Annotated in this window: 15 protein-coding genes; 7 read left to right on the forward strand and 8 right to left on the reverse strand. The window is 65.2% G+C overall.

Translation table 11 applies throughout. The features are described 5' to 3' along the window. Positions 1 to 14: 14 nt before the first annotated feature. The 4 genes from ACIGHN_RS25570 to ACIGHN_RS25585 all read right to left on the reverse strand — a co-directional run bounded on the left by ACIGHN_RS25570 (position 15) and on the right by ACIGHN_RS25585 (position 3,690). Positions 15 to 308 (reverse strand): hypothetical protein, encoded by a 294-nt coding sequence (locus tag ACIGHN_RS25570; protein WP_056418648.1) that lies wholly within the window; start codon positions 306 to 308, stop codon positions 15 to 17. A 325-nt stretch (positions 309 to 633) separates the two neighbouring features. Beyond that, the gene (locus ACIGHN_RS25575; RefSeq protein WP_396506944.1) at positions 634 to 1,551 is read right to left on the reverse strand and encodes an intradiol ring-cleavage dioxygenase; all 918 of its coding nucleotides are present in this window, start codon (positions 1,549 to 1,551) and stop codon (positions 634 to 636) included. Between the two features lie 107 nt (positions 1,552 to 1,658). Then, positions 1,659 to 2,702, reverse strand: coding sequence for a YiiG family protein (locus ACIGHN_RS25580; RefSeq protein ID WP_396506946.1), 1,044 nt, complete (start codon positions 2,700 to 2,702; stop codon positions 1,659 to 1,661). A 379-nt stretch (positions 2,703 to 3,081) separates the two neighbouring features. Further along, a complete protein-coding gene (locus ACIGHN_RS25585; RefSeq protein ID WP_056418639.1) occupies positions 3,082 to 3,690 on the reverse strand; it encodes a TIGR00645 family protein in 609 nt (202 codons plus the stop codon). Between the two features lie 309 nt (positions 3,691 to 3,999). On the opposite strand from ACIGHN_RS25585, the gene acs reads away from it, so the two are divergent. Together acs and ACIGHN_RS25595 are read left to right on the forward strand one after the other, a co-directional pair. Then, positions 4,000 to 5,994: an acetate--CoA ligase gene (gene acs, locus ACIGHN_RS25590; RefSeq protein ID WP_396506948.1), complete on the forward strand. Its 1,995-nt coding sequence runs from the start codon at positions 4,000 to 4,002 to the stop codon at positions 5,992 to 5,994. Positions 5,995 to 6,266: 272 nt separating this feature from the next. After that, positions 6,267 to 6,749: a hypothetical protein gene (locus tag ACIGHN_RS25595; protein WP_056169702.1), complete on the forward strand. Its 483-nt coding sequence runs from the start codon at positions 6,267 to 6,269 to the stop codon at positions 6,747 to 6,749. Positions 6,750 to 6,891: 142 nt separating this feature from the next. Here the strand turns inward: ACIGHN_RS25595 and ACIGHN_RS25600 are convergent, their stop codons facing one another. Next, positions 6,892 to 7,197 (reverse strand): c-type cytochrome, encoded by a 306-nt coding sequence (locus ACIGHN_RS25600; protein ID WP_056169700.1) that lies wholly within the window; start codon positions 7,195 to 7,197, stop codon positions 6,892 to 6,894. A 116-nt stretch (positions 7,198 to 7,313) separates the two neighbouring features. On the opposite strand from ACIGHN_RS25600, the gene ACIGHN_RS25605 reads away from it, so the two are divergent. Then, the gene (locus ACIGHN_RS25605; protein WP_056418634.1) at positions 7,314 to 7,556 is read left to right on the forward strand and encodes a TIGR04438 family Trp-rich protein; all 243 of its coding nucleotides are present in this window, start codon (positions 7,314 to 7,316) and stop codon (positions 7,554 to 7,556) included. A 196-nt stretch (positions 7,557 to 7,752) separates the two neighbouring features. On the opposite strand, the gene ilvD is transcribed toward ACIGHN_RS25605, so the two are convergent. Further along, positions 7,753 to 9,459: a dihydroxy-acid dehydratase gene (ilvD, locus tag ACIGHN_RS25610; protein ID WP_056418630.1), complete on the reverse strand. Its 1,707-nt coding sequence runs from the start codon at positions 9,457 to 9,459 to the stop codon at positions 7,753 to 7,755. 169 nt (positions 9,460 to 9,628) lie between these two features. Between ilvD and ACIGHN_RS25615 the strand changes: the two genes are divergently transcribed. After that, positions 9,629 to 10,600, forward strand: a complete 972-nt coding sequence (locus ACIGHN_RS25615; protein WP_396506951.1) for a LysR family transcriptional regulator — start codon at positions 9,629 to 9,631, stop codon at positions 10,598 to 10,600. On the opposite strand, the gene ACIGHN_RS25620 is transcribed toward ACIGHN_RS25615, so the two are convergent. After that, positions 10,601 to 11,776 carry an MFS transporter gene (locus ACIGHN_RS25620; RefSeq protein ID WP_396506953.1) on the reverse strand — a complete coding sequence of 392 codons (1,176 nt, stop codon included), beginning with the start codon at positions 11,774 to 11,776 and terminating at the stop codon, positions 10,601 to 10,603. A 78-nt stretch (positions 11,777 to 11,854) separates the two neighbouring features. Further along, complete coding sequence (locus tag ACIGHN_RS25625; RefSeq protein WP_396506954.1) at positions 11,855 to 12,868, reverse strand: GlxA family transcriptional regulator; 1,014 nt, start codon at positions 12,866 to 12,868, stop codon at positions 11,855 to 11,857. A 613-nt stretch (positions 12,869 to 13,481) separates the two neighbouring features. On the opposite strand from ACIGHN_RS25625, the gene ACIGHN_RS25630 reads away from it, so the two are divergent. From ACIGHN_RS25630 to ACIGHN_RS25640, 3 genes are all read left to right on the forward strand, one after another. After that, positions 13,482 to 13,742, forward strand: coding sequence for a hypothetical protein (locus ACIGHN_RS25630; RefSeq protein ID WP_396506956.1), 261 nt, complete (start codon positions 13,482 to 13,484; stop codon positions 13,740 to 13,742). A gap of 38 nt (positions 13,743 to 13,780) precedes the next feature. Next, complete coding sequence (locus ACIGHN_RS25635; protein WP_396506958.1) at positions 13,781 to 14,212, forward strand: GNAT family N-acetyltransferase; 432 nt, start codon at positions 13,781 to 13,783, stop codon at positions 14,210 to 14,212. Positions 14,213 to 14,377: 165 nt separating this feature from the next. Continuing rightward, positions 14,378 to 15,252 (forward strand): transposase (locus ACIGHN_RS25640; protein ID WP_396506959.1); only part of this gene is annotated, 875 nt, incomplete at its 3' end.

The raw sequence follows: 15,252 nt of genomic DNA on the forward strand, positions 1-15,252 counted from the left end.
GCTTCAAAGGGAGGTCAGCGTGCGGGCGGCGGGCCGCCTGCACCGCCGGGCCCGCCCGCAGGCATGGCCACCAGGGTGCCGTCCATTGTGCGGCATGTGCCCGCGAGCGACTTGCCGTCCGGCATGGTCAGCGTGACGCTGGCGCCCTCGGCCTTGCCCTGGCAGGCGGCATACGCCTCGGGCGGCGGCGCGGGCGGACCTTGGCGGCCCTGGGGTTGCGCGAGCACCGGTGTCGCGGACATTGCGGCGAGCACGGCCACGAGCGCTGCGCGTGCGAGGCTGCAGTGGTGAAGAGAACGAAGAAGCATGGTGCAGATTCCTTGAGGTGGTTGAAGAAAAGAAAAAAGCGAGTCCGTTGCGGCCCGCATGGACTGGTGACTGGTGAGCCGTTGTGGGCGGCAGCGGCGCTGGCGACGCTTGGCGAGGAGCGACGGTCCGCACGCTCCGCACACTGGTCGAAACCGGCGCGCCCCAGCCACGTGCACCCATGGAACCGGCTTCGCCGGGCCATCGGGTGCGTCCCCTCGGGGGAAGGCGCCAAAGGCGACTCAGGGCGGTCAGGGACTGAAACGGCTTTGCCGGGCGATCGGGCGCGTCGCCCTCCGGGGGGGCCGAAGGCGACTCAGGGGGAGCCTATGCAGCCACAGAGATCGTGATATGGGCCGAGTACCCGCCACCGCTGTTGGCCTGCATGGTGGTCATCTCCAGCGTGGTGCCGTCGCTGAACACGTTGTCGGTGGCGAACGACATGGACGCGAGGTTGCGCACGCTGGCGCTGTAGCCCGAATTGGCGTTGTAGATGGTGCTCAGCAGCGCGGTGGGGAAGGCCAGTTGCGTGGTCTTGATCTTGTTGCTGGCATTGCTGGCCGCAGACAGGCTGCGGTAGACCTCCAGGTGCATGTGCGGCATGCGGCCCGCATAGCAGCCCGGCACGATCGTGGTGAAGGTGACCGTGCCGTTGGCATCGGTAGCCTGCACGCCGCGCAGGTAGTTGTCGGCGATGTTGTTGGAGCTGTAGACCGAGTAGTTGCCGTCCTGCGTGCAGTGCCACAGGTAGATGGCGTAGCCCGACAGCGTGGCGCAGCTGGCGTTGGTGTTGGTCAGCGTGATGGTGATGGTGAACGGCACGCCGCTGACCTGCGTGGACGAGCCGATGGAGGAGCGGATGTCCGAGCGCACGATGCCGCTGAGCGCGAGCACGTTGTAGGTGTTGTTGCTGGCGTTGGAGCCATCGGCCGGGTAGGGGCCGGCGGTCTCTTCGGGCACGACCGAGCAGGTGGTCGTGGTGCCCGTTCCTGTCGTGCCGGTGCCCGTATCGGTGGTCGTTCCCGTGCCGGTGCCCGTGCTGGTGCCGCTACCGCTACCGGCGGTGTCGGTGGACTCGCTGTCGCTGCCCCCGCCGCCGCAGCCCAGCAAGGTGGCCATGCCCAGCGAGCCCAGGGCGTTCAGGGCGAAACGGCGGCTGGCGGGTGTTGAACTCGGTGGTGCGACTGTCGCGGCCGGCGATGACGAAGTGGCGGTGGGCGCAATGGCGGCAGAAAATCGGGCCATGGTAGTTCTCCTGCAAGTGGGTATGGCCTGCACTGTGCCCACCGATTGCGGAGAAATCTGGGAGCCGGGCCGCCCGCGTGCGCAGGTGCCCGGCCCGGGTGCTGCGGCTACAGCGCGTTGCTGGCGTTCACGAGGTCGTTGTAGGCCTTGACCAGCTTTTCGCTGCTGCCTTCCACCATCCAGCCGCTGCCGGGCTTGAGCATCATGCGCTCGCCGTCGTTGTAGGGCACCTTGTCGCGCACGCGCCGAAAGCGCTCCTTGGACGCCTTGCGGAACTCTTCGGCGCTGCGCTCGAAGCTCGACCAGCCGTGCGGCACCTCGTCCTTGATCGGCTTGGCGAACGCCATGGCTTCATCGGCCATGGCCTCGTAGGCCTGCAGGCGCGGTGCGGCAGCGGCGGCATCGAAGGTCTCGTCGCCCAGCACATCGGCCAGGCCCTTGGCCTTGTTCATCAACGCCATCTGGTAGTACGGCAGCTTGCGGCCCTGGGTCTTTTCGATCTGCGCGAGCTGCGCGGCCAGCAGGTTGTCGTTTTCGGCATCCAGCGCTTTCGAGAACACGGTGCTGGCCTGGTCGAAGCTTTCGAAGCTGGCCACCAGGGGGCCGTGGATGGCCTTGCCCTTGGCGAACTTGTCGTCCTTGTAGTTTTCGCGGTCGTAGTAGGTGTAGGCGTCGGCCACGAGCTTGTCCATGGCCGAGAGCGAGGCCATGTAGTTCTTGCCAGCGGCGTCGAGTGCGGGCAGGGCCGGGGACAGGGCGGCCGCTTGCGTGAACTGGGCCGCGCAGGCGGTCACGTCGTCGCTGGAGATGGAGTACAGCCCGTAGACCACCATTTCGTTGCCGGTGGGGCCTGCCTGCATGTTCTTGACCCAGCTGGCATACCGGCTGATGGTGCGGTGGGCGCGCTCGTCCAGCCGGTTGTAGCAGTTGATGTAGGTCTGCAGCTTGGCGTTGAGGTTGTCTGCCGCAGCGGGCGGGGCGGGCTCGGCGGCGGTGTTGGCTGTGGCCGAATTGGCAACGGCTGGGTTGGCGGAAGGGGCCGCCGGGGCGTCGGCTGTGGCCGCGTCCGGCTTGGGGCCGCATCCCATCAAGGCGATCAGCAAAAGCGGAGCTAAACCCAGGAAACGCTGGGCAGAGAACTTGGTGTGCATGGGATTCAAGGAAAAGCGCAGAAAAGGGTGGCGGGTGCCTCGTGCCCAGGTCCAATGGTCATGGGCGTGGCGCCAGAATTCTGCGTTGAGGAAGGCTCAAAGTTCCTCTCGACCGCTGCCAATGCGTAATCAGATGTACGGCAATCCGCGCGTTGCCTGCGCTTGGCAAGGAGCTGCGGAGACGACAAAACGCCCCGGTATCCCGGCCGATGCTGCATGTCAGCAGCATTGGCGGTTCGGTCCGGGGCGCTCAGGTCGAGATCGACGCTTCGGGAAGGCGAAGCGTTCTGTTGCAGTTTCGCGCGGGGGAAAGCGCCTGGGGCCGCACCAGCGCGCCGGAGGCGTTGAAGACGCAGGCGCCTCGGCCTGCAGCAGCCGTTCAGTGGCGAACCGGCGGTGTGGAGTGCGCCATCAGCCGGTCGGTTGCCGCGATAGCCAGTGCGCTGAGCAGGAACACCACGTGGATGATGGTCTGCCACATCAGCACCTTGACGTCGTAGTTGGCGGCGTTGATGAAGGTCTTGAGCAAATGGATGGAGCTGATGCCGATGATGGCGGTGGCCAGCTTGACCTTGAGCACCGAGGCGTTCACGTGGCTGAGCCACTCGGGCTGGTCGGGGTGGTCCTCCAAGTGCAGGCGCGACACGAAGGTTTCGTACCCGCCCACGATCACCATGATCAGCAGGTTGGAGATCATCACCACGTCGATCAGCGCCAGCACCACCAGCATGATGATGGTCTCATTGAGCGCGGTGACTTCAAAGTCGCTCTTGTAGCCAATGCTGGAGACCAGCGATTTGAGCGCGGCGGTGTTGCCGAACGCCGCCTCGATCAGGTGCACCAGTTCCACCCAGAAGTGAAAGACATACACCGCCTGCGCCAGGATCAGCCCCAGGTACAGGGGCAGCTGCAGCCAGCGGCTGGCAAAGATCAAGGAAGGAAGGGGACGCATAGCGACCGGCGTGCCGGATTTTTTGGGGAGGGACATGGGCGGTGGGGTTGGATCGGGTCGCGCGATTCTAGAAGAAGCGCATGACCGCTCGCCGGCCTTGGGATAGCGGCTGGAGGCGAAGGCGCAGGCAGCGAAGGCCACAACGCAGTTTTCATGGCGGCGCGGCGCGCAGGGGGCGCTCTTTCTGTAAGCTTCGTGCCAGTCAGTGGCTTGTAAGTGCGGCGTCCGACAGTACCGCCCAATTCACAGAAAAGACAGGCCGGGCGGGCGACGCGGGGCGCGCAAAGCCGCTCCCGCCGGCCGGTGCCTGTCAGACCATTCCATCAAAAACCAGGAGACAACACCATGAGTGCGCCCACATCCGCGATCGAATCCGTTTTGGTTGAGAACCGCGTGTTCCCGCCGTCGGACGCCATCGTCAAAGCCGCCCGCGTCTCGGGCATGGCGGGCTACGACGCCCTGTGCGCCGAGGCCGACAAGGACTTCGAAGGCTTCTGGGCCCGCCTGGCGCGCGAGAACGTGCAGTGGAGCAAGCCCTTCACCCGCACGCTCGACACATCCAACGCCCCGTTTTTCAAATGGTTCGACGACGGCGAACTCAACGCCAGCGCCAACTGCCTGGACCGCCACATCGGTACGCCCACCGAGAACAAGACCGCCATCGTCTTCGAGGCCGACGACGGCACGGTCACCAAGATCACGTACAAGGAACTGCTGGCCCGCGTGAGCCAGTTCGCCAACGCGCTCAAGGCCCATGGCGTGGCCAAGGGCGACCGCGTGCTGATCTACATGCCCATGACCATCGAGGGCGTGATCGCCATGCAGGCCTGCGCGCGCATCGGCGCCACGCACAGCGTGGTGTTCGGCGGCTTCAGTGCCAAGGCCGTGCAGGAGCGCATCATCGACGCGGGCGCGGTTGCCGTGATCACTGCCAACTACCAGATGCGCGGCGGCAAGGAACTGCCGCTCAAGGCCATCATCGACGAGGCCCTGGCTGCCGGCGGCTGCGACACCATCCGCAACGTGTTCGTCTACCAGCGCACTGCCACCGCATGCAACATGGTGGCCGGGCGCGACAAGACCTTCGACGAGATCCTGGCCGGGCAAAGCACCGCGTGCGCTCCCGTGCCCGTGAGTGCCGAGCACCCGCTGTTCATCCTGTACACCAGCGGCTCCACCGGCAAGCCCAAGGGCGTGCAGCACGCCACGGGCGGCTACCTGCTGTGGGCCAAGCTCACGATGGACTGGACCTTCGACCTGCGCCCCGACGATGTGTTCTGGTGCACGGCCGACATCGGCTGGATCACCGGCCACACCTACGTGGCCTACGGTCCGCTGGCGGCGGGTGCGACGCAGGTGGTCTTCGAAGGCATCCCCACCTACCCCAACGCAGGCCGCTTCTGGCAGATGATCGAGACGCACAAGGTCTCGATCTTCTACACCGCACCCACGGCCATCCGCTCGCTGATCAAGGCCGCCGAAGGCGACGCCGCGGTGCACCCCGCGCGCTCGGACCTGACGAGCCTGCGCATCCTGGGCAGCGTGGGCGAGCCCATCAACCCCGAAGCCTGGATGTGGTACCACAAGAACGTGGGCGGCGAGCGCTGCCCCATCGTCGATACCTTCTGGCAGACCGAAACCGGCGGCCACGTCATCACCCCGCTGCCCGGGGCCACACCGCTGGTGCCTGGCAGCTGCACGCTGCCCCTGCCCGGCATCGCAGCCGCCATCGTGGATGAAACCGGCAACGACGTCGCCAACGGCGCGGGCGGCATCCTGGTCATCAAGAAGCCCTGGCCGAGCATGATCCGCACCATCTGGAACGACCCCGAGCGCTTCAAGAAGGCCTACTTCCCCGAAGAGCTCAAGGGCTACTACCTGGCCGGCGACGGCGCGGTGCGCAGTGCGGACCGCGGCTACTTCCGCATCACCGGCCGCATCGACGACGTGCTCAACGTGTCGGGTCACCGCATGGGCACGATGGAGATCGAATCGGCCCTGGTCTCCAAGACCGACCTGGTTGCCGAAGCGGCCGTGGTGGGCCGCCCCGACGACGTGACCGGCGAGGCGATCTGCGCCTTCGTGGTGCTCAAGCGCTCGCGCCCCACCGGCGAGGAGGCCAAGCAGATCGCCAACGAACTGCGCGCCTGGGTCGCCAAGGAAATCGGCCCGATTGCCAAGCCCAAGGACATCCGCTTCGGCGACAACCTGCCCAAGACCCGCAGCGGCAAGATTATGCGCCGGCTGCTGCGCAGCATTGCAAAGGGCGAGGCCATCACGCAGGACACCAGTACGTTGGAGAATCCTGCAATTCTCGATCAGTTGGCCAAGGCCAACTGATCGAGAAGGGCGCCGTGCAACAGCGCCCGCGCGCAGCGCTTGCAGGATTCGTGGACACTCATATCGCGCAGCGATGTGATGTCGCCACAAAACCCGGGTCAATCACCTACTGGACGTGATCGAAGCCGCAGCCCATGGATCCCCTGTAGGACACCATCTGAAATCGCCGGCCCGGCCGCGCCAACCCCATTGGCATGCGTTACAACGGCGGCACCGCGTGACCGGCCCGCCCATTCTGGCAAGGCCGCACGCTGCCTACCGGAGATTTCACCATGCACTTTCGTTCTGCCGTCCTGTTTCTCGTCGTGCTGGCCATCGCCGCACTGGCCTTCCTCAACTGGCCGATGCTGGCCGTCCCCACCACGGTGTCGCTCGGGCTGACCACGGTCGAGGCGCCCCTGGGCCTGCTGATGCTCGGCCTCACCACCTTGCTTGCCATCTTCTTCGTGGCCTACGTGCTGTCGCTGCAGGGCTCCGTGCTGCTGGAGACGCGCCGCCACACCAAGGAAATGCAGGTCCAGCGTGAACTGGCCGACAAGGCCGAGGCCTCGCGCTTCACTGAACTGCGGCACTTCCTGGAAATCCAGCAGGGCCAGGCCCACACGGCCGTGCTCGCGCGGCTCGACACCCTGGAGCAGCGCCTGGCCACCCGCGTCGAAGAGTCGGACAACGCCACGGCCGCCTATGTGGGCCAGCTGGAGCATCAACTGCGCACGCGCGATCAAGCCCATCAGGTGGTCACGCCCATCGTGTAGCCGCAAGTGTGGCTGGTCAGAGGCCAGCCACCTCAACAGGGCCAACCACCATGAAAACAGCCGCGTCACCTTTTCAAGTGACGCGGCTGTTTTTTAACTCAGGCCATCGGGCTCAAGATGGCCGTCAAACCGGCAGTGGTGGTTACTTCTGCGTCAGCACCCAGGCCGCCAGCTTCTTGGCATCGGCATCATTGACCTGCGCATTGGCGGGCATGGGGACGGGGCCCCACACGCCCGCGCCGCCCTTGATGATCTTGGCCGCCAGCTTGTCCACGGCGTCCTTCTGGCCTGCATACTTGGCTGCCACGTCCTTGTACGACGGACCCACCAGCTTCTTGTCCACCGCGTGGCAGGCCATGCAGTTCTTGGCCGTGGCCAGCGCCTGGTCGGCCATCGCGGGGGCCGCAACCGACAGTGTCATCGCGAGTGTGATCAGGGTGCGCTTCATGGTGGGTTTTCCTGTGGGTTGGGTTACAGTTCTTTTAATGGGATTGTAGTGACTTGGGTTGACATGCCTGCGTGCCCGGTCAATCGAGCCTTTGATGGCATTTTCTGGAGATTGCGATGTATCTGCTGGGCCTTTCACTGATTTTGCTGGCGCTGAAATACTTCGAAATCGGCCCTGTCGCCAACTGGTCCTGGTGGTGGATCATGGCGCCTTTCGGTGCCACTGTCCTATGGTGGGCCTGGGCTGATTCCACCGGATATACCAAACGTAAAGCCATGGAAAAGATGGACCAGCGCAAGCAGGACCGGATCAACAAGAACAAGGAAGCCCTGGGCATTCGTCCACGCAAGCCTCGCTGAGGCGCGCTGCGGTCTCGCCCCGGGGCCGCGCGTCCGTCGGGCAGTTTTGCTTACCGTTGCAGTGCGCAAGGCTGCCGCGAACAACCGCTAGAAAACAAAACGCCCATGGCAACGTGCCGTGGGCGTTTTTTTGTTTCCGGTGTGCACGGCGGGCTGGCCCCGAGGCCTGCCTACCCGCCCATCCATCGATAAACGCTCAATAGGCGTCCAGGACAGCACCCTTGCTCGCGCTCGATGCATTGAAGGCAAACTTCGCCTGCACGCCGCGTGTGTAGCGCGGAGCGGGGGCCGTCCAGGCGGCGCGGCGCTTGGCGATTTCTTCTTCGGGCACGTTCAGCTCCAGCAGCAACTGGCGCGCATCGATGGTGATGCTGTCGCCTTCGTTGACAAAGGCAATGGTGCCGCCCGCTGCCGCTTCGGGCGCCACGTGGCCGACCACCATGCCCCAGGTGCCGCCGGAGAACCGTCCGTCGGTGATCAGGCCCACGCTTTCGCCCAGGCCGGCGCCGATCAGCGCGCCCGTGGGGGCCAGCATCTCGGGCATGCCGGGGCCGCCCTTGGGACCCAGGTAGCGCAGCACCATCACGTCGCCCGCCTTGATCTTGCCGGCCAGGATGGCTTCCAGGGCCGATTGCTCGTCGTCGAACACGCGGGCCGGGCCAGTGATGACAGGGTTCTTCAGGCCGGTGATCTTGGCGACAGCGCCTTCGGGGCTCAAGTTGCCCTTCAGGATGGCCAGGTGGCCCTGCGCGTACATGGGGTTGTCGATGTTGCGGATCACGTCCTGGTCGGCACGCGGCACATCGGGCACGTCCTTGAGCACTTCGGCAATCGTCTTGCCGCTGATGGTGATGCAGTCGCCATGCAGCAGGCCAGCATTGAGCAGCACCTTCATGACCTGCGGAATGCCGCCTGCGCGGTGCAGGTCCACAGCCAGGTACTTGCCGCTGGGCTTGAGGTCGCACAGCACGGGGGTCTGCTTGCGGATGCGCTCGAAGTCGTCGATGTCCCATTCCACGCCCGCTGCGTGCGCGATGGCCAGGAAGTGCAGCACGGCGTTGGTGGAGCCGCCGGTGGCCATGATCACGGCCACGGCGTTCTCGATGGCCTTCTTGGTCACGATGTCGCGGGGCTTCAGGTCCATCTTGATGGCCTCGATCAGCACCTTGGCCGATTCCTTGGCCGAGTTCATCTTCTCGTCGTGCGGGTTGGCCATGGTGGACGAATACGGCAGGCTGATGCCCAGGGCCTCGAAGGCGCTGGACATGGTGTTCGCGGTGTACATGCCGCCGCACGAGCCGGTGCCGGGGATCGCGCGCTTTTCGATCTCCTTGAGGTCGAAGTCGCTGAGCTTGCCGGCGGCGTTCTCGCCCACGGCCTCGAACACGCTCACGATGTTCAGGTCCTTGTCCTGGTAGCGGCCCGGCAGGATGGTGCCGCCGTACACGTAGATGGCAGGCACGTTGGCGCGCAGCATGCCCATGAGGCCGCCGGGCATGTTCTTGTCGCAGCCGCCGACCACCAGCACGCCGTCCATCCACTGGCCGCCCACGCAGGTCTCGATGCAATCGCTGATGACTTCACGGCTCACCAGGCTGTACTTCATGCCTTCGGTGCCCATGGCCATTCCGTCCGAGATGGTGGGCGTGCCGAACACCTGGGCGTTGCCGCCTGCTTCCTCGATGCCTGCGATGGCCGCGTCGGCCAGCTTCTGCAGGCCGCTGTTGCACGGGGTGATGGTGCTGTGGCCGTTGGCCACGCCGACCATGGGCTTGACGAAGTCGCCCTCTTCGTAGCCCATGGCGTAGTACATGGACCGGTTGGGCGCGCGCGATTTGCCTTGCGTGATGTTGGCGCTGCGGTGGTTGATGGGCTGGATCGGAATGGTCTTGCTGTCTGCCATGGCGTTGTTCCTGGTGGGGGGTGAGTCGTTGTAATGGGAAGACGCCGCAGGGACGGGCGCACGGGTCTTCGGCTGTCGGGGTGCAAGTATGCGAGGTTTGGACGGGTGTTTCCAATCCCTTTCGCGGGCTTCAGTAATATATAAAACATATCAATCGATCACCAGCGCAATGAAAGAACCACTCATCGACGTGCGCGCCTGGCGCCAGTTCGTGGCCGTGGCCGAAGAGCTGCACTTCGGCCGCGCGGCCATCCGCCTGCACATGACCCAGCCGCCGCTGACCCAGGCCATCGCGCAGATGGAGCGGTCGCTGGGCGTGATGCTGTTCGACCGCACGCGCCGCCGCGTGGCGCTGACACCGGCGGGCGAGGCGCTGCTGCCCGATGTGCGCGACTTTCTGGAGCGCGCGCAGGCGCTTCCGGTGCGCGCGCGTGCGGCAGCGGCGGGCGAGGTGGGGCGGGTGCGGCTGGCGTTCGTCTCCACCATCGGCTTTGAGCGGCTGCCCGAATGGGTGCGCGACTTTCGGGTGCTGTGCCCGCAGGTGTCGCTGGAGCTGGTGGAGGCCACAGGCGACGTGCAGCGTGCGCTGTTCTCGCGCGGTGAACTCGACGCGGGGCTGATGCTGCATTCGCCGGGCTTCGCGCCGCCCGAACTCGCGCGCCTGGCCGTGGCGCAGGAGCCCCTGGTCTTGGCGATACCGGCCAGCCACCCCCTGGCGCTGGCGCCGCGCCTGGATCTGCCCGAGGTGCTGGCCGAGCCGCTGGTGATCTTTCCGCGCCGCATCGTCCCCTCGCTGCACGATGCCGTCTTCGCGCTGTACCACGCGGCTGGCCGCGTGCCCGTGGTGGCGCAAGAGGCCATCCAGATGCAGACCATCGTCAACCTGGTGTGGGGCGGCCTGGGCGTGGCCTGGGTGCCCGAGAGCGTGACCCAGTTCCGCCGCGAGGGCGTGGTGTACCGCGCGGCCGATGCTTTTGGGCCTGCAACCGCCAAGACCAAGACCAGGGTCAACGCAGCGAAATCCCTAGCCGAGCCGCTGCTGCCCGTGTGCGAGACCAGCCTGGTGTGGCCCGCCGCGCTCAACAACCCGGCCCTCGCGCGCTTCATCGACTTCGTGCGCGAGCGTTCGATGGCGGCCTGATCAGCCCGCGGCAGCCGGTGCGCCGCGCCCCCGCACGAACAGCAGGCCCGCCGCCACGGCCAGCAGCGGCAGCGCCACCGCGTTGATGGCCGTCCAGCCCACGCCGCTGAGCAGCGCGCCAGAGGCAAAAGACATCATCGCCGCCACGATGCCGTTGGCCAGCTGCATCAGCGCCTGGGCCTGCCCGCGCTCCCCGGGTGCGTGGTTCTCCGCCAGCAGGGTGGTGCCCGAGATCACCATCAGGTTCCAGCCCGTGCCCAGCAGGAACGAGCTGGCCAAAAACTCGGTGAACGAGAGGCCCGACAGCGCCACCACCGCGCTGGCCGCCAGGCACGCCGCGCCCACCGCCGCCACGCTGCGGCTGCCGAAGCGGTCCACCAGCACACCCGAGAACAGCGCAGGTGCGAACATGCCGATCACATGCCACTGGATCACCTGCGCCGCCGATGCTGCGGAAAATCCGCACACCTCCATCGCCAGCGGCGTGGCGTTCATCACCAGAATCATCAATCCGTGGCCGATGGCCGTCATCACCACCGCTGCCCGCAGGCCGGGCCGCACGAGCAGACTGCGCATGGCTGCCATGCCGCCCGCCGCCGGCTTGGGCGCCACGCCCTCGCGCAGTAGCGCCATCACCGCCCAGCCCAGCGCGGCCAGCACCGCAATGGCCAGGTACGCGCCCGCCAGCGGCGTGGCCAGCACATTGCGCGACCACAGCGCGAGCGGCGGCGCAAACACCGCCGCACACAGGCCACCCGCCACCACACAGGCCGCGGCACGGCCTTTCTGCATGGGGTCGACCGCCTCCAGCGCCGCATAGGTGTAGTAGCCCGACGAGGCCTGATACGCGCCGATGGCCAGCGTGCCCGCGCAGAACACGGCAAAGCTGCCCCACTGCACGCCCACCATGCTCACCAGCCCGCCCGCCACGCCAAAGAGCGCGCCGGCCTGCAGCCCCGCACGCCGCCCCCGGCGCTGCATGAACAGCGACAGCGGCTGCACCGCCACCAGGTTGCCCAGCACCAGCAGCGCCAGCGGCAGCGTGGCCAGCACCGGCCAGGGCGCCAGCCGCGCGCCCACGATGGAGGTCAGCGTGATGCCGATGATGGAGCAGCCCCAGTACAGGGCCTGGCCCGCGAACAGCAGGCGAACAGACGCATTGCGCAAGAGCAGCATGGATCGACTTTCGATGGCGCGCCGTACGGGCGCAAAGCAAGGGCGGTGGGTGAGAGAGAGGGCGCGATGGGGCGAGAGTCAGTCGAGCAGCGCACCCGCGCCAAAGCGCTGCGCATACGCCTGCGGGCTCACGGCGCGGTGCTTGTGAAAGCTGCGGCGCAGGTTCTCGGGGTGCTCGAAGCCGCACAACCGCGCGACGGTGGAGACCGATGCCTGGGCCTGCGAAAGCAGGTTTGAGGCGGCCTCGACGCGAACGCGCTCCACATACCGCCCGGGCGTGGTACCCAGCTCGCGCTGGAACACGCGCGTCAGTGTGCGCGGCGGCATGCAGGCCTGCTCGGCCAGTGCATCCAGCGACAGGTCGCCGCCCAGCTGTGAAGGGATCCATTCCAGCAGCGCCGCCAGCCGCGGCGCATGCCGAGTCTCGGGCGCGAGCAGCGCGCTGAACTGCGCCTGCCCGCCCGGGCGTCGCATGAACATCACCAGCCGCCGCGCCACGGCCAACGCCATGGGCCGGCCCAGGTCGGCCTCCACCAGCGCCAGCGCAAGGTCGATGCCCGCCGTGACACCAGCCGACGTGAACAGGTGGCCGTACACCGAACTGGCCGCATCGTAGGTGTGCAGGCAGTCATCGTCCACTTTCACCGCGGGATAGTTGCGGCGCATCAAGTCGGTGCGGCACCAGTGGGTGGTGGCATGCAGCCCATCAAGCAGCCCGGCATGCGCCAGCAGCAGCGCGCCCGAGCACACCGAGCCCATGCGGCGCACCTGCGGCTCTGCGCCGCGCAGCCATTGCTGCAGCGCGGTGTTGCCCAATTGCGCCATGACGCCATCGCCGCCAGCGACCAGCACGGTGTCCAGCTGCGCCGCGTCCAGCGTGCGCCAGCCGGCATTGGCCACCAGCGCAAACCCTGCCGACGTGGTGACAGGCCCGGCGGCCTCCGCCACCAGGCACAGCGCATACGCCGGCGGCAGGCCGTGGCCCGCGCGCTCGGCATTGGCCGAGCCGAAGACCTGCAACGGCCCGACCGCATCCAGGCTCATGACGTCGGGGTAGATCAGGCAGGCGACTGTGCGGATGGATGGGGGCATGGAACCAGTGTCGGTGTTTGCCTGGATGGCTGCAACGACAACAGCCCCACACATCTGGCCACATCCATGCTGGCGATGGCATACCGTGAAAAAAGGTACCTCGCGAGGTGGCGGCGCACAGTTGTTCCCGCCTGGCAGGCGGGCGACAGGGCTAGACTTCCGCTATCGGCCATTGTTTAAAGAGGGGGGAAATATTGCAGCAAGACATTACTTTGAATATTTCGTACGACCTCGCCCAGAAAAACTGGGACAAAGTTACTACCGTGTATGAGTCGATGGATGGCTGGCTAGACAGTACGAATGGACCCGCTTGGTACGGTCGGGAGGGCGATGCCCGGCATATATGGGCCTCAGTCGAGCCCGGCGGAATGCAATTTTCCGGAGTGGTCGAGACGGATTTGTGGATTGGATGGCTTACAGTCTTGTGTGCGAGGATGAGCTTGGCATTGGGGCGAGAGGTGCACGACGCTTGCATGTGATAAAGGCGGCGCCACCAACCGGCCACCATCGGTCATTCACTACGGTGCCTAGCTCGCTCGCAACGCAAAACAACATGCCTAGAAATCAGCTCATCGTTCAGCTTCCGATAACTGAGTCCACCAGCCTCGATTCGTTGCTGCATATCGAAGAGACGCTGATTCAGGCGTTCTCCCAGAATAGTTTTGCCTTGGTCGACGGCCATGACATCGGGCCAAGCAAGTTCAACATTTTCATCTACCCTACGAGCACGTGGGCGCCGGTTCTTGAGCGCGTCTATGCATTTCTGAAGCTGAGGGGAGTGTTGAACGATACGGTGGTCGCAAAGCGCCTAAAGACCAGCGAGAAGTACGTTGTTGTTTGGCCTGAGCAGTTCAAAGGGGCGTTTGAGCTTTAGCGGCGCAACCCGGCCAGAAGCTGACATTGGAGCCACAAGTGACATTCAAATGGAAACACTCCACCGATGGAATCGACTGGGAAGAACTTTCTGCCTTGTATCGGGCCGCCCCATTGGGCGAGAAGGAGCCGCTCTACCTGCAGAAGATCTTCTCAAACAGCATGTTCAAGTGTTTCGTTTACGAGAATACGAAGCTCGTGGCGGTGGGGCGTGCGCTGGCTGATGGCGGAGACTGCTCGTACCTCTGCGACATTGCGGTATTGCCGAGCCATCAAGGCACAGGGCTTGGCAAACAGGTTGTCAGTGCCCTAGTGGAAATGTCGTGCGACCACAAGAAAATCGTCTTGTACGCGGTCCCCGGCAAGGAGCCTTTCTATAGTAAGTTCGGCTTCATGCGGATGAAGACTGCTATGGCCATCTTTAAGAATCAGCAGCAGCAGGTGGAGAGGGGTTACCTCGGTGACGCCTAACCGTTCGATCGAGAGGATAGACACGGGCAAGCTGGCGTCTGCCTCATAGACGGCTGCTCCCGGGGGGAAGCCAAAAGTCTGCAACGGGCCGAGGCTGTGTGAAAACCCAACCCTAAACCGCTACCCAAAACTAAAATTGCGGAACCTGATCCGAGCGAGGTGCCCATGAAGCGATTCATCGAAGGCGAAGACCGACAACAGGTCACCCTGCTACCGGAGTGCCTGGACGACTACATCGCACAAGACAACCCGGTGCGCGTTGTCGATGTGTTTGTCGACGAACTGGATCTTCGGGCACTTGGTTTCGATGGGATCAATCCTGCGGTCACTGGCCGGCCTGCGTACCACCCGGCCGTACTGCTCAAGCTCTACATCTACGGGTACTTGAACCGCATCCAGTCGAGCCGCCGCCTGGAGCGCGAAGCCCAGCGCAATGTCGAGCTGATGTGGCTGACCGGGCGCCTTGCACCAGACTTCAAGACCATCGCCGACTTCCGTCGAAGCAACGGCGCTGGCATCCGCAACGTCTGCAAGCGCTTCATCGCCATGTGCCGACAACTGGACCTCTTCTCACAGGCCATCGTGGCGATCGATGGCAGCAAATTCAAGGCCGTCAACAGCCGTGACTGCCACTTCACAACCGGCAAGATCGAAGCCCGCCAGCAGCAGATCGAGCAGAGTATCCAGCGTTACCTAGACGCGCTGGAGACTGCCGACCGCACGCAGCCTACAGAGGTTGAAGCCAAGACCGAACGACTGCAAGAGAAGCTAAGAAAGTTGCGTGAGCAGATGCGGCAACTCGATGGGCTCAAAGAGCAATTGAAGGGCCTGCCCGATGGCCAGGTCTCCCTCACCGATCCTGATGCACGGTCGATGGCCACTCAGGCCAAGGGATCAGGCCTGGTGGGCTACAACGTGCAGACCGCTGTCGATGTCAGGCACCACCTGATCGTCGCGCACGAGGTCACTAACGTCGGCAATGACCGCGCGCAGTTGCACCACATGGCCTGCGCTGCAGACCAGGCCATGGGAGGCGAGAA

The organism is Acidovorax sp. NPDC077693 (genome assembly GCF_044542805.1).
Classification (GTDB): domain Bacteria; phylum Pseudomonadota; class Gammaproteobacteria; order Burkholderiales; family Burkholderiaceae_C; genus Acidovorax.

Coding starts and splice junctions, on each gene's coding strand:
- ACIGHN_RS25585 (WP_056418639.1), bottom strand. CDS start 3,690: ATGTCCCTCCCCAAAAAATCCGGCACGCCGGTCGCTATGCGTCCCCTT.
- ACIGHN_RS25575 (WP_396506944.1), bottom strand. CDS start 1,551: ATGGCCCGATTTTCTGCCGCCATTGCGCCCACCGCCACTTCGTCATCG.
- ACIGHN_RS25595 (WP_056169702.1), top strand. CDS start 6,267: ATGCACTTTCGTTCTGCCGTCCTGTTTCTCGTCGTGCTGGCCATCGCC.
- ilvD (WP_056418630.1), bottom strand. CDS start 9,459: ATGGCAGACAGCAAGACCATTCCGATCCAGCCCATCAACCACCGCAGC.
- ACIGHN_RS25605 (WP_056418634.1), top strand. CDS start 7,314: ATGTATCTGCTGGGCCTTTCACTGATTTTGCTGGCGCTGAAATACTTC.
- acs (WP_396506948.1), top strand. CDS start 4,000: ATGAGTGCGCCCACATCCGCGATCGAATCCGTTTTGGTTGAGAACCGC.
- ACIGHN_RS25625 (WP_396506954.1), bottom strand. CDS start 12,868: ATGCCCCCATCCATCCGCACAGTCGCCTGCCTGATCTACCCCGACGTC.
- ACIGHN_RS25615 (WP_396506951.1), top strand. CDS start 9,629: ATGAAAGAACCACTCATCGACGTGCGCGCCTGGCGCCAGTTCGTGGCC.
- ACIGHN_RS25620 (WP_396506953.1), bottom strand. CDS start 11,776: ATGCTGCTCTTGCGCAATGCGTCTGTTCGCCTGCTGTTCGCGGGCCAG.
- ACIGHN_RS25600 (WP_056169700.1), bottom strand. CDS start 7,197: ATGAAGCGCACCCTGATCACACTCGCGATGACACTGTCGGTTGCGGCC.
- ACIGHN_RS25570 (WP_056418648.1), bottom strand. CDS start 308: ATGCTTCTTCGTTCTCTTCACCACTGCAGCCTCGCACGCGCAGCGCTC.
- ACIGHN_RS25580 (WP_396506946.1), bottom strand. CDS start 2,702: ATGCACACCAAGTTCTCTGCCCAGCGTTTCCTGGGTTTAGCTCCGCTT.